Source organism: Paraburkholderia nemoris (assembly GCF_905221015.1).
GTDB classification, from domain to species: Bacteria; Pseudomonadota; Gammaproteobacteria; order Burkholderiales; family Burkholderiaceae; genus Paraburkholderia; species Paraburkholderia nemoris.
Window position 1 is genome coordinate 1 of the sequence record NZ_CAJNBO010000018.1, and the last position, 13213, is coordinate 13213.

Sequence of the window (13213 nt, forward strand, 5' to 3'; positions counted from 1 at the left end):
CGTCAGCACGACTACGGCATGCAGGCGGAGCGGCTTGCGGAACTGGGCTGGTGGCAGCAGCGGCTCACGGATGTGGTGGCGTGGCCGGCTGCGGAAGCGACACCGACAAACACGGCGACAAACACGGCGACAAACACGGCGACAAACACGGCGACAAACACGGCGACAAACACGGCGACAAACACGGCGACAAACACACCAACCGCAACCCACACAATCCGTCTGGATACGCAGACGACTTCGGCCCTGCTATACGACGGCGCACACGGAACCGGCCGCCCCGGTCTCACACCCGAAATCCTGCTGCTGGCCGCACTCACCCGTACGCTGGCGCAACGCAGTGCGCAGCCACGGGTGCTGGTGGAACTCGAAGGCCATGGCCGCGAGGACATCCTCGATGACATCGACCTGACGCGTACGGTCGGCTGGTTCACGACACGCTATCCGGTCGTACTGGAAGCGGATGGCGACGCCAGTCACACGCTGCACGCAGTGCGCACCGCACTGGGAGAAGTGCCACAGCGCGGTCTGCACTGGGGCCTGCTGCAGGCACGCGCTTCGCTGGACGAAACGGCACGCGAGGCACTGGCAGGACTGCCGCAGGCCACGGTGGGTTTCAACTATCTGGGCCAGTTCGACGCAAGCCTGCCGGAAACGGCACGCTTCGCGTTCGCAGAAGAGCGGGGCGGCGACTCGGTGCAGGCGGGCCTCAACGATACGCAGGCGAAGGCGCTGCAACTCGACGCACTGGTAGCAGACGGTGAACTGCAGGTGAACTGGCGCTACCGTACGGACCGGCTCACGCAGCAGGAAGTCGAAGCATGTGCAGCACGTTTCATGCAGCAACTTCAAAACATGATCAACGCAGCCCGCACGCATGAACATCAGTCGCACGCTGATGACTCAACCGCGCACGCCACATCAGCGCTCTTCTCAACCCGCTACCCGGCCGGCAGCGACGACGAATCAGGCATCTGGGCACAGCGCCTGAACGCCGAGTCGGCGATACACGCAGCCCGCACGAAGCGCACGGCCCAGGATGGCGTGCCCTTGCCCGCAGGCATGCTCGCGCTTAACAGCCTGCGCGCACCGGCGCGGTTGTTCTGCATCCACCCCGGATACGGGCTCGTTGCCGAGTATTGCCACCTCGCGCAAACACTGAACGGTGTGGCGACCGTCTACGCAATCCAGTCGCCGATGTTTTCCGACAGCGAGTGGACCGCGCCGAGCTTCGAGGCGCTCGCAGCCAACTACGTCGAGCGGATGCGCGCGGTTCAGCCGCATGGACCGTATCGATTGTTGGGGTGGTCGTTTGGCGGACGTGTCGCCGTCGCGATGGCGGCGTATCTCGAATCGCTAGGCGAATCGGCCGATCTGGTCGGTCTCGGCGACACGGCCTCTCACTTCACGTTGCCGCCGTCGACGCGAGGGTCGCGCAACGCAGCCCACGTCGGGGAGTCCGCGGAGGACGATGCACCGGCCGCGGCAGCCGGTGGTTTCGATCGTGCGCTGCAACTCGCGATGCGTGTCGACGCCCATCACGTCGATCTGATCCGCGCTCACACGTTGCCGCACATTGCGTCGCCGATCACGATGTGGCGCGCGTCGCAGAGCGAGGAAGGTCCGGAGCGTCGACTCGACTGGGCGCGTCACACGGCGGGCGGCTATCGGGAGACGCTGGTCGAGGCATCGCACTCGAATATTTTGCGGCAGGCCGTGCTGCACGACGACCTCCGCAACTGGTTCGAAACGCGCCGCTAGCGCGACACAAAAAACGCCGAATGCTCGCCCTGGGCCGATTCATCGGCCCAAGCAACTCAGGTACGCCGCAACAGGCGATTCGGCGTTTCACCGATCTCGCGGCGGAACATCGCAATGAAGCTGCTGCTGCTCTGATAGCCGAGTTCGTCGGCGACCTTCGAAACCGGGTCGCCGACGGCCAGCCTCGCCATCGCCTCGACGAGACGCAACTGCTGCCGCCACTGTCCGAACGTCAAACCCGTCTCCTGCCGGAACAGCCGCGCAAGCGTGCGTGCGCTTGCGCCGACCGTCGCACTCCATTCGTCGAGCGTGTCGTCGTTCGCGGGCGCCATCAGCAGTGCGCTGCAGATCGCCCTCAATCTGCGATCGCTCGGCAGCGGCAGCCCGCCTTGCATCGTCGCCTCTGCATCGCGCAGGACCGCCAACAGCAGCGGGGCAATGTGCGCACCCAGGCTATCCGGGCCGTAATCATGCGGCTGTTCCGCAAGGGCGATGGTGAGTTCGTGCATCAGCGGCGTAACCAGCACGACGCGACACGCCGGCCACAGCCAGGGCGCCGCATCCGGTTCCAGATACACGCTATAGGAATTGACCTCGCCAATCGCGTGCAACTCGTGATCGACGCCGGGCGGCAGCCAGATGGCGCGCATGGGCGGCAGCATCCAGCTGCCCATCGGCGTCAGAACCCGCACGGCGCCTTCCATCGCATAGAACAACTGCGCCTGCTCGTGCGAATGCCAGATCTCGCGATGGCCGTTCGGATACTTCGAGCCGCGCGCCATGACAGGGCGCGGCTGCCGCCGATATTCAAAGCCGAATTGCTCTCTCCAGATCGGATCCATAGATTTCCCTGATTGCAGACTGCCAAAAAATGTCCGTTTCGCGACATTCGATGGCAAGACAGCGTGCTACCACCATCGTTATCATTCCACGTCTCCCACGTTTCAGCAAATAGTTACGAACTAAAATAAGAACGATTCTCATTTGTATTAGTATTATTGACCAAATCATTGACCAACTTAAACACACTGGAAGGGTTCTGGAGATGTGCGATCGGGGAACGAATCGGATGACGCGGATGCATTGGGCGATGGCCGCGGTATGGATAGCAGCCGCCGCAGCGGCTCATGCGCAGACGACAGGGGCGGCCGCCAGCGGGGCGAGCAGCACGGCCGCCGATGCGGCAAGCTCGAATACTCTGCCGGCTGTCGTCGTGTCCGCGCCCGCTGGGGACGAAACCGAGACATTCGGCTATGTCGCGAAGCGTAGCACCGCTGGCTCGAAGACGAACACACCGCTGATCGAGACGCCGCAGTCCGTTTCGGTTGTGACGCGCGATCAGATGGACGCGCAGGCCGCCCAGACGATCGATGCCGCGATTCGCTACGTGCCCGGCGTCACGTCTCAGGACAACGACACCCGTTTCGAGCAGATTACATCGCGCGGTTTCGATCTGGACAACGATACCTACCTTGACGGCATGCGCCTGATGCGCACCACATGGTATGCGGCGCCGCGGATCGATCCGTATTTTCTCGAGCGCATCGATGTCGTACGCGGACCGGTCTCGGTGCTGTACGGTCAGGCGAGCCCAGGCGGCGCCTTGCTGATGACCAGCAAGCTGCCGACGGCCTATCCCTTCCACGAGGTGCAGGTCCAGGTCGGCAACTACAACCGCTATCAGGGCATGTTCGATCTGAGCGGCCCGGTCGACCAGAACGGCACGATTCTGTATCGCGTGACGGGCCTCGTACGCGATGCCGACACGCAGACCGACCACGTCAAGGAGCAGCGTATAGCGATTGCGCCGTCGGTCACGTTCAAGCCTGACAAGGACACGAGCTTCACGGTGCTCGGCAGCTACCAGTACGACCCGCAGGGCGGCCTGTTCAATCCGGTTCCCGCAGCGGGCACGATCCTGCCGAACGTCAACGGCCACATCTCGTCGCACGATTATCTTGGCAACCCGGACACTGACCGCTTCAAGCGCCAGCAGTTCTCGATTGGCTACCTGTTCGAGCATGCCTTCAACGATACGTGGAAGGTTCGCCAGAATGTCCGCTATCTGCATCAGGACATCCAGTATTACCAGAACTCGATTTTCGGCTCGCTCGCCGACGATCAGCGTACGGCAGGTCTCTTCACCAACAACAACGACGAGCACCTGACGAACTTCACCGTCGATACGCAGGCCGAGGCCAGGTTCGACACCGGCCCGGTCAATCACACGGTGTTGTTCGGCTTTGACGTGCAGCGTGTGATGAACCGCATCAGCCGCGGCTTTTCGCTTGGCACGATCGACATCTTCGCGCCGGACTACAGCGATATCGCGTACGTGCCGGATACCACGAAGCAATACATCGCGCAGACGCAATACGGTCTCTACGCGCAGGATCAACTGCGCTACAAGAAGTGGACGTTGACGATCGGCGGCCGCCAGGATTGGGCGCGCAATTCGAATACGACCGACGGCGTTGGGTCGGATAGCCAGCAGCACGCGTTCACGTGGCGCACTGGCCTGAGCTATGAGTTCGACTCGGGGATCGCGCCTTACGCGAGTTTCGCGAAATCGTTCCAGCCGTATGCCGGCGCAACGTTCGACGGTACGCCGTTCCAGCCGACGCGTGGCAAACAGTATGAAGTGGGTGTGAAGTACCAGCCGAAGGGCTACAACGCGCTGTTCACGGTCGCGGCGTTCGACTTGCGTCAGACGAACGTCGAAACGAATGATGATGCGCATCCGGGCTACACGGTCCAAACGGGCGAGATCCGTTCGCGCGGTTTCGAAGCCGAAGCGCGCGTTAGTCTCACCGACAGCCTGAACATCATCGCTTCGTATGCATTCCTGAACCAGCGGGTCACCTCCGCGGCGGCAGACGATGAATCGCTCGGCAAGGCGCCGCCGAACGGCAGTCCGACCAATATGTTGTCGTTGTGGCTGGACTACACGTTGCACGGTGGCGACTACCGTGGCCTCGGGTTTGGTGCCGGCGCCCGCTACATCGGCGCTTCGTATGGAGATACGGCCAACACCTTCAAGGTGCCGAGCCACTTCCTCGTGGACGCGATGGTGCATTACGACTTGCGCAACTGGCGTTTCGCGATCAATGCGAACAACCTGTTCAACCGTGAATACATCGCTTATTGCAATAGCGCAACGCAGTGCTACTACGGCGCGGATCGCTCAGTCCTTGGAACTGTCAGGTATCAATGGTAAGACTTAAATTGCAGGCCACAGGGGCGTTTCGCCCCGGCGCATCGCGGCTGGATGATGTCAGGAAGAGGCCCGCGCGGTCCCGTCAGGTCTTTCGACGGATGATGTGCGCGGCGCTGCTTCCGGCGCTTCTTGCCGGCTGCCTCGCGCAGAAGCCGACGCCGCCTCGCGCCTCGGCTTCTGACGAAGCAGGCGCGCAGGTCGTGATCCGTCGAACGGCGGATGGCGTACCGCACATCGAAGCACGGTCCTGGACCGCGCTCGGTTACGGCTACGGTTATGCGCAGGCGCAGGACAATCTCTGCACGCTCGCCGATGCGTTCGTCACGTATCGTGGCGAGCGTTCGGCGTTTTTCGGTGCGGACGCGAAGCCGCCGACGCGCGCGACGTTCGGTTCGCCACGCAATATCGATGCGGACTTCTTCTTTCGCCTGCTCGATGGACGCGACCAGACCGACGCCTACCGCGCCCATCAGCCGGACAATGTGCGGCAACTGATCGCGGGTTTTGCGCAAGGCTACAACCGCTATCTGGCGACGCTGCGCGCGGCACCCGACACGCAAGCGCATGCCGCATGCAGGAATGAGCGCTGGGTGCGCGACATCTCCGAGACCGACATCTATCGACGTCTGGCCGCCGCGAATTTTGTGGGGGGCTACACGGGCTTCATCGAGGCGCTCGCCGACGCTCATCCGCCCGCCGTGCAACTCGGACAGGCGGCGCCGCAACGCGTTGCGAGCCTCGGCGCCGAACTCGGCAATACGTATCTGCAGGCGGGCGGCGTACGCGATGCCGGCAGCAACGCAATCGCTTTCGGCGCGAACGTGACGGGCAGCGGGCAAAGCGTGCTGTTCGGCAATCCTCACTGGTTCTGGCAAGGGCCGGACCGCTTCTATCAGGCGCAGCTCACGCTGCCGGGCCAGCTCGACGTGAGTGGGGTTTCCTTTCTGGGCGTGCCCGTCGTGATGATCGGCTACAACCGCAATGTGGCCTGGACGCATACGGTGTCCAGCGCTCGCCGGTTTGGCCTATTCCAGTTGTCGCTCGTGCCCGGCAAGCCGACGGTCTATCAGATCGACGGGCGTGAAGAGCCGATGACGCAGCAGCAGATCACCGTCGAGGCAAAGCAGGCCGACGGTACATCGAAGTCGATCACGCGTACGTTCTATCGCTCGCGCTTCGGCCCCGTGGTCGATCTGCATGCCATGTCGCCGGCGCTCGCCTGGAACGGCACGCAGGCGTTCGCGGTGCGCGATTCGAATGCGGACAACTACGCGATCTTCGAAAACTTTCTTCGCTGGGGGCAGGCGTCGTCGCTCGATGACTTCATCGCCACGCAAAAGCGCCTCGCCGCAACGCCGTGGGTCAACACGGTAGCGATCGGCCGCGACGACCCGCGCGTGTGGTTCGCCGACATCGGCTCGATGCCCAACGTCGACGACGCGTTCGCCGCGACCTGCACGGCGAAACCGCTCGGGGCGGCGTTCGACGCCAAATTGCCGGGCGTGCCGTTCCTCGACGGTTCGCGCTCGGCCTGCCAGTGGCCGATGAGCAAGGGCTCGATTCGCGCGGGTGCGTTGCCGGTCGACGACATGCCGTCGTTGCTGCGCACCGACTACGTGGCGAACATGAACAACAGCTACGGTCTCGCCAATCCGCAACAGCCGCTTTCCGGTTATCCGCGTGTGGCGGGCGACCCCAATGCGGCGTTGTCGCTGCGCGCGCAACTCGGACACGAGATTGCCCGTTCGTGGATGGCCTTGCCGGCCGGCCAGCGCACGCTCACGGCGTTGGGCACACGCGTGCTCGATACCCGTACCCTGAGCGCCGAGCGTTTTCTGCCGCAGGTTTTGCAAAGCGTGTGCGCGGCTCCGGACCCCGTCGTGCAGATCGACAAGGATCGATCCGATGGTGCGGCGTTGGCCGCGCCGCAGACGGTCCACCTGGCCGCGGCGTGCAAGACACTGCGAGCCTGGCCAATGAATGCCGAAACAAACTCGCACGGTGCGGTGCTGTGGGAGGCGTTCTGGTCGCGTATCGAGGCGATCCCGGTCGATCAGCGCTATGCCGTACCGTTTTCGATGTCCGCGCCGCTGTCGACACCTGAGCGTCTGCGTGCTGACGATCCGCGCGTCGCACAGGCGTTGGGCGCGGCGGTGCTGGCGTTGCAACGCGCGGGGCTCGCTGTCGATGCGCCCACCGGCGCGTCGCTCTACACGTCGCGTAATGGCAAACGCGTTGCCCTGTTCGGCGGCTGCAGCGAAAGCGGCTACTTCGTGTCGGCCTGTCCGATTGAGCACGTGGGGGCGGGTAAAAGCGATTCTGCCTCGATGGATGGCGCGGCAATCGGCAACAGCTATATGCAGATCGTCAGCTTCGGACCGCAATCGCGCGTGATCGCAAAGACCTTGCTCGCGCCTTCGGAGTCCGACGATCCCGCATCGCCCGCGAGCGCTGAAGGCACACTCGACTACGCACGCAAGACATGGCGGAACGCACCGTTCGATCAAGCCGATATCGAACGCGAAGAAGACAGATCACAGCGTGTCACGTTGACTGTTCCCGCGCCACAAGACTGACCACGTCTCAAGAAAAGACTCCACTCGATCTCTATGCACACTCTCTGGTTTCTGGTTAAGGGTTCACGTCAGCGCTTGTTGCTGGCAATCGGTATGAGCCTTGTCAGCGGGTTCGGAAACGCGGCGATGGTCGCGCTCATCAACCAGGCGCTGTCTGCCTCGCGCGAACAGCTGGTCGAACTCGGTTTGCGTTTTCTCATGATCGGTGTCGTCGTGCTCATCACGCGGACCGCTTCGCAGACGCTCTTCATGAGTCTCGGGCAGAACGCCAAGGCGAGTCTGCGCATGAAGACCATCAATCGCATTGCGGCCGCGCCTTTTGCGTTCGTGGAACGTCAAGGGTCGGCGCGTTCGCTGGGCGTGCTGACGCAGGATCTGGATGCCATCGTCGTGCTGTTCGTCGGTCTGCCCGGGCTCGTAATGAACGGTGCGGTGATTGCAGGCTGCCTCGTTTATCTGGGCTTACTGTCGTGGCAGGTTCTGGTATTCGCCGCCGTCACGGTGCTGATCGGTTCAGCTGGCTTTCATGTGGCCAACACGCGCGGCATGTTCCATCTGCGCAGTTCACGTCGCCGCGAAGATGCGCTGGTGCGTCATTTCCGTGCGCTGTTCGACGGCGCCAAGGAACTGAAGCTGCATCGTGCGCGGATGCGCGAGTTCATCGACGAGACGCTGGCGACCAATGTCGAGGCCGTGCGCGTACAGCGCACCCGCGGCTATGTGCTCTATGCGGCCGCGGCGAGCTGGGGCAGCTTCATCTTCTTTGCGTTCATCGGCTGCGTGCTGTTCGTTCTGACGCGTCATCTGCCCGTCACGCCGCATGTGATGTCTGGTTACGCGATGATCTTCCTGTACATGATCATGCCGATCGAAGGCCTGCTTTCCGCGATTCCGAATCTCAGCACGGCGCGTGTGGCGCTCGAACGCGTCGAGCAGGTGAACGCGGAGCTGCCCATCGAGCGGACGATCGCCGCGCCGCAAGCCACGGCGTTCGAGAGCATCGTGCTCGAAGGCGTCACGCACCGGTATTTCCGCGAAAAAGAGAACGACGTATTTACGCTCGGGCCGGTCAATCTGAGCTTCCGTCCTGGCGAGCTCGTCTATCTGATCGGCGGCAACGGTAGCGGCAAGACGACCCTGGCGAAGATGCTCGTCGGGCTCTACACGCCCGAAAGCGGACGGATTCTGCTCAATGGCAAGGAAGTCGACGAAGCGCAGCGCGACGCCTACCGGCAGCACTTTTCTGTCGTCTTCAGCGACTTCTTTCTGTTCGATACGCTGCTCGGCATCCGGCTCGATAACGTCGATGCGGCCGCACATGCGCTGCTCGAAGATCTGCAACTCGCCCACAAAGTCAAGATCGAGAACGGCGTGTTCTCGACGCTGGAACTGTCGCAAGGCCAACGCAAACGCCTCGCTTTGCTCGTGTCGTATCTCGAGGACCGGCCGTTCTATCTGTTCGACGAATGGGCCGCGGATCAGGACCCGCTCTTCAAGGACGTGTTTTATCGACGGTTGTTGCCGGAGCTGAAGGCGAAAGGCAAGACGGTGGTGGTCATCACACATGACGACCGTTATTTCCATCTCGCGGACCGCTATATCAAGCTCGATTTTGGCCAGGTGGTCGAAGAGGGCGCAGGCGGCGCACAGCCTGCCGATCCTTTTCACGCTCAAGCCACCACCTCGCTGCCCACTCGCGCCCCGGCGCGCGCCTGAACCGTCCACTTTGTTTCCCGCGGCCGCCAGCCGCGGGTATAGCCAGAATTTCATGGTCAATACCAGTTTGTCCGCTACCGAATCCACCGCTGTGCCGCCACTTTTCGAACTGGACCAGGTCCGGTTCGACATCGGCGGCACGCGCTCGCTGGATGACATCGATCTGTCGATTTCGCGCGAGTGCGTGACCGGTCTCATCGGTCATAACGGATCAGGAAAGACGAGTTTGATGCGTCTGCTCGCGCGTCATCATGTGCAGGGTGGGGGCTCGATCCGTTTCGACGGCAAACCGATTGCGTCGTGGAAACCGCGCGAATTCGCGCAGCGTGTCGCCCATCTGCCGCAATACACCCCGTCTACGGATGGCCTGCTGGTGCGCGAACTCGTCGCGCTCGGCCGATACCCGTGGCACGGCAGTCTCGGCATATTCGGCGACGACGATCACAGCCAGGTCGAGCAGGCCATGCAGATGACGGACGTCACGCATTACGCGGACCGTCTCGTGGACAGCCTGTCCGGCGGTGAACGGCAACGCGTGTGGCTGGCCATGCTGATCGCGCAGGACAGCCGCTGTCTGCTGCTCGACGAACCGACGTCCGCGCTGGACATTGCTCATCAGGTCGAGGTGCTGGATCTGGTGCGCACGCTTTGCGCGCAACGCAGTATCGCGGCCGTTGTCGTATTGCACGACATCAACATGGCCGCGCGCTTTTGCGACCACATCGTCGCGCTGCGCCATGGACGCATCCTGATGCAGGGCACGCCCGGCGACATCATGACCGCGCCAAATCTGCAGGCCATCTACGGCGTGCCGATGAACGTGTTGCGCGATCCCAGCGGCCGGGTTGTGGGCATTCCGCAATGAGCGTCGACGGCCTGACCGCGCCTGTGTCCGAGAAACGCCGCCTGTCCCTGCGGGCGTTGGCGGCCGCCGCGCTGGGGATGACGGCTGCCGCGCATGGCGCCACGCTAGACGCTGCAAGCCGTGCGCCGCGGCGGATCATCGTCCTGAACTGGGATCTGACGGAAATGCTGCTTTCGCTTGGCGTGGCGCCCGTCGGTGTCCCGGCGCCCGCGTGGTACGTCAGCAGCGTCGTCGAGCCGCCGCTGCCACGGGGTGTTGTCGATGTGGGACTGCTGTTCCAGCCGAATTACGATCTGCTTTACGAACTCCGGCCTGACCTGATGGTGATCACGCCCGCGCACGCCAGCGTGCGGGCTTCGTTCGAACGGATTGCGACGACGCTGACACTCGGCGCTTACACGATGGACCCGCAACCGTACCGTGCGATGCGCGGCGAAGCGATGACGCTCGCCCGGCACCTCGGCGTCGAAGCAAAGGCTGAAGCGCTGCTGAATGCGACGAGCGGCGTGCTCGCGCAGTCGCGTGCGACCCTCGACGCGGCGACGCCTACTGGTGGCTATCCCGCCGTCTATGTCGCGCAGCTCGTGGACGACCGTCATCTGCGCGTTTTCGGCACCGGCAGCATGTTCGACGAAATCCTGCAGACACTGGGTATTCGCAACGCCGCCGTGACCGCGCTGGAGCGTGGTAGCAACGGGTCCGGCATGAGCGGATCCGCGTATATCGTCGAACTGGACCGTCTCGCGGCGGCGCCCGACGCGCGCATCCTGTGGGTCGGTTCGGGGGCGCGCGGCAACATGGCCGGCCTGCAGCGTAATCCGGTGTGGCGGCAGTTGCCGTTCTCGCAGACCGGCAGAACGGCGACCTTACCGGTCATCTCGGCGACGGGCGCGTTGATCTCTGTCCAGCGTTTTGCCCGCGCTGTCGCCAACGCCATGCAAAGCAGCCATGCCATCTAAACATCTGCCTCCTTCTGGCCAGCAAGAGCGCGGCTCCGATGCGCGCAATGTGGGCGATACGCGAATCAGCCATTCCGCACCGGCTGCACAGGCTGCGGCGCCGCGCAACATTCTCCTGCCGGTGACCTCGCTCGTCGTCCTCGCGGCCATCGCGCTGACCCTTTGGGTCTTGCAAACGCAGCTCGCCGGCGCAAGTCTCTGGTCCGCGATCATGGCGCCCGAACCCGGCAATCTTCGTCAACTGATCGTCCATGACAGCGCGTTGCCGCGCATCGCGATGACCTTGATCTGCGGCGCCGCGCTCGCGCTTGCGGGTGCGATTGCGCAGCAGGTGCTGCGCAATCCGCTTGCCGAGCCTATGACGCTCGGCATCTTTCCCGGCGCCTATCTGGCGCTCACGATCGCGACCCTCTGGGCGCCGGCGTGGATCGCCGCGCAGCGCGAGCTCATCGCGCTCATTGGCGGGGCGCTGGCGATGCTGCTGGTGTTCGCCCTGGCATGGCGGCAACGGCTCGCGTCGCTCGCGGTGATCCTGTCCGGCATGATCGTCAGTTTCTATTGCGGCTCGCTGACCCTGGCGCTCGCGATCTCGCACTTCCAGTTGTTGGCGGGACTCATGATCTGGGGCGGCGGCGCACTGGACCAGCAAGGCTGGCACGCTAGCGCCGCGCTGTTCGCGCGCCTGGTGGTGGCGGGTGCGGCGGTTTTCCTGCTGCGCCGTCCGCTGAGCCTCTTCGAAGCCGGAGAAAGCACCGCGCGTGGCCTGGGCGTCTCGTTGATGCGGACGCGTTTCGCAGCGCTCGGCCTCGCGGTTGCGCTGACGGCGTGCGTCGTCAGCGCGGTCGGCGTGATCGGTTTCATCGGACTCGCCGCGCCGACGCTGGCACGACTCGCCGGCGCGCGGCGCTTCCAGCAGCGTCTCTTCTGGGCGCCTGTGCTCGGCGCCGCGCTGCTATGGCTGACAGACGCAATGGTGCAGGCAGTGGCCATCACCGGCGTGTTCGGTTCGCAACTCATTCCGACGGGCGCCGTCACGTCGCTGATTGGCGCACCGATGCTGTTGTGGCTGCTGCGGCAACTCAAGTCGCGCCCCGACCTGAGATCGGACGTGCGTGACAGCGTGGCGCTGATCAGGCACAAGCGGCCGCTGCGATTGATCGTGGGATTGGTCTTGCTCGCCGCTTTCGCCATCTTCCTGTCGATGCTGATCGGGCGCGGGCTCGACGGCTGGCGGATCGTCAGCGTCGCCCAATTGGAGGCGCTCGCATTCTGGCGCGTGCCGCACACGGCGGCCGCGATTGCTGCGGGCGTGATGCTCGGTCTGGCGGGAACGCTGGTGCAGCGCATGACCGGCAATCCGATCGCGAGTCCCGACCTGATCGGCGTGAGTTCGGGCGGGGCGCTCGGCATCGTTGCCGCCGTATTTCTGTTTGCCGCGCCAGGACCGCTCGAGCTGTTCGTGTCGTGTCTCACTGGTTCGATCGTCACGCTGCTGTTTCTGCTGTGGGTCGGACGTCGCGCCATGTACGCACCGGAGCGCTTGCTGCTGATCGGCGTTGCCATCGGCGCGCTATTTCAGGCGGTCAGCGGGACGGTGACCGCGAGCGGCGACGCTCGTGCTGCGCTCCTGCTGAACTTTGTCGTCGGCTCGACCTATTACGTGCAGCCGGTGGCGGCTGCCGTCGCGGTGCTGGTCGCGCTGGTTGGTCTGGGTGCCGCGCCCTTGCTGGCCCGCTGGCTGGAACTTCTGTCGCTCGGTGAAGGCGCGAGCCGCTCGCTGGGTGTGCGTGTCGACGTTGCGCGTCTTGCCGTGCTGCTGCTGACCGCGCTGCTCACGGCCACTTCGACGTTGATCGTTGGACCGTTGTCGTTCGTCGGTCTGATGGCGCCGCATATCGCGCGATCAATGGGCGTGTGCCGCGCGCGGGAACAACTGCTCGCCTCGGCAGCGGTAGGCGTAGTACTGATGGTGCTCGCGCAATGGTGCGGCAACCTGCTGCTATTCCCCAACGAAATGCCCGCGGGTTTGATGGCCGCACTGATCGGCGGACCTTATCTGCTGTGGTCGTTGTTGAAGGCCGCGCCGCGCGCGGCATGACAAAAGTGTCGGAAAGCCTGC

General features: G+C 63.8%; 8 protein-coding genes. 7 read left to right on the plus strand and 1 reads right to left on the minus strand.

Annotated features, from left to right (window positions below):
* On the plus strand, positions 1–1761 hold a 1761-nt coding region (locus tag KHO33_RS25850; RefSeq protein WP_236074698.1), incomplete at its 5' end, for a thioesterase domain-containing protein.
* A gap of 56 nt (positions 1762–1817) precedes the next feature.
* On the opposite strand, the gene KHO33_RS25855 is transcribed toward KHO33_RS25850, so the two are convergent.
* On the minus strand, positions 1818–2603 hold the full coding sequence (locus tag KHO33_RS25855; RefSeq protein ID WP_200565807.1) for an AraC family transcriptional regulator: 786 nt from the start codon (positions 2601–2603) through the stop codon (positions 1818–1820).
* A gap of 227 nt (positions 2604–2830) precedes the next feature.
* Between KHO33_RS25855 and KHO33_RS25860 the strand changes: the two genes are divergently transcribed.
* From KHO33_RS25860 to fhuB, 6 genes are all read left to right on the plus strand, one after another.
* Positions 2831–4978 carry a TonB-dependent siderophore receptor gene (locus tag KHO33_RS25860; protein ID WP_234480638.1) on the plus strand — a complete coding sequence of 716 codons (2148 nt, stop codon included), beginning with the start codon at positions 2831–2833 and terminating at the stop codon, positions 4976–4978.
* 98 nt (positions 4979–5076) lie between these two features.
* Positions 5077–7554 (plus strand): penicillin acylase family protein, encoded by a 2478-nt coding sequence (locus KHO33_RS25865; protein WP_200565808.1) that lies wholly within the window; start codon positions 5077–5079, stop codon positions 7552–7554.
* 33 nt (positions 7555–7587) lie between these two features.
* Positions 7588–9270 (plus strand): cyclic peptide export ABC transporter, encoded by a 1683-nt coding sequence (locus tag KHO33_RS25870; protein WP_200565809.1) that lies wholly within the window; start codon positions 7588–7590, stop codon positions 9268–9270.
* Positions 9271–9322: 52 nt separating this feature from the next.
* Positions 9323–10135, plus strand: coding sequence for an ABC transporter ATP-binding protein (locus tag KHO33_RS25875; RefSeq protein WP_200565810.1), 813 nt, complete (start codon positions 9323–9325; stop codon positions 10133–10135).
* Positions 10132–11094, plus strand: a complete 963-nt coding sequence (locus KHO33_RS25880) for an ABC transporter substrate-binding protein (RefSeq protein ID WP_200565811.1) — start codon at positions 10132–10134, stop codon at positions 11092–11094. The genes KHO33_RS25875 and KHO33_RS25880 overlap by 4 nt, the downstream gene beginning before the upstream one ends.
* Positions 11084–13192 (plus strand): Fe(3+)-hydroxamate ABC transporter permease FhuB, encoded by a 2109-nt coding sequence (gene fhuB / locus KHO33_RS25885; RefSeq protein ID WP_200565812.1) that lies wholly within the window; start codon positions 11084–11086, stop codon positions 13190–13192. Before KHO33_RS25880 ends, fhuB begins: the two co-directional genes overlap by 11 nt.
* Positions 13193–13213: the final 21 nt, after the last annotated feature.

Coding starts and splice junctions, on each gene's coding strand:
- KHO33_RS25855 (WP_200565807.1), bottom strand. CDS start 2,603: ATGGATCCGATCTGGAGAGAGCAATTCGGCTTTGAATATCGGCGGCAG.
- KHO33_RS25860 (WP_234480638.1), top strand. CDS start 2,831: ATGACGCGGATGCATTGGGCGATGGCCGCGGTATGGATAGCAGCCGCC.
- KHO33_RS25865 (WP_200565808.1), top strand. CDS start 5,077: ATGATGTGCGCGGCGCTGCTTCCGGCGCTTCTTGCCGGCTGCCTCGCG.
- KHO33_RS25870 (WP_200565809.1), top strand. CDS start 7,588: ATGCACACTCTCTGGTTTCTGGTTAAGGGTTCACGTCAGCGCTTGTTG.
- KHO33_RS25875 (WP_200565810.1), top strand. CDS start 9,323: ATGGTCAATACCAGTTTGTCCGCTACCGAATCCACCGCTGTGCCGCCA.
- KHO33_RS25880 (WP_200565811.1), top strand. CDS start 10,132: ATGAGCGTCGACGGCCTGACCGCGCCTGTGTCCGAGAAACGCCGCCTG.
- fhuB (WP_200565812.1), top strand. CDS start 11,084: ATGCCATCTAAACATCTGCCTCCTTCTGGCCAGCAAGAGCGCGGCTCC.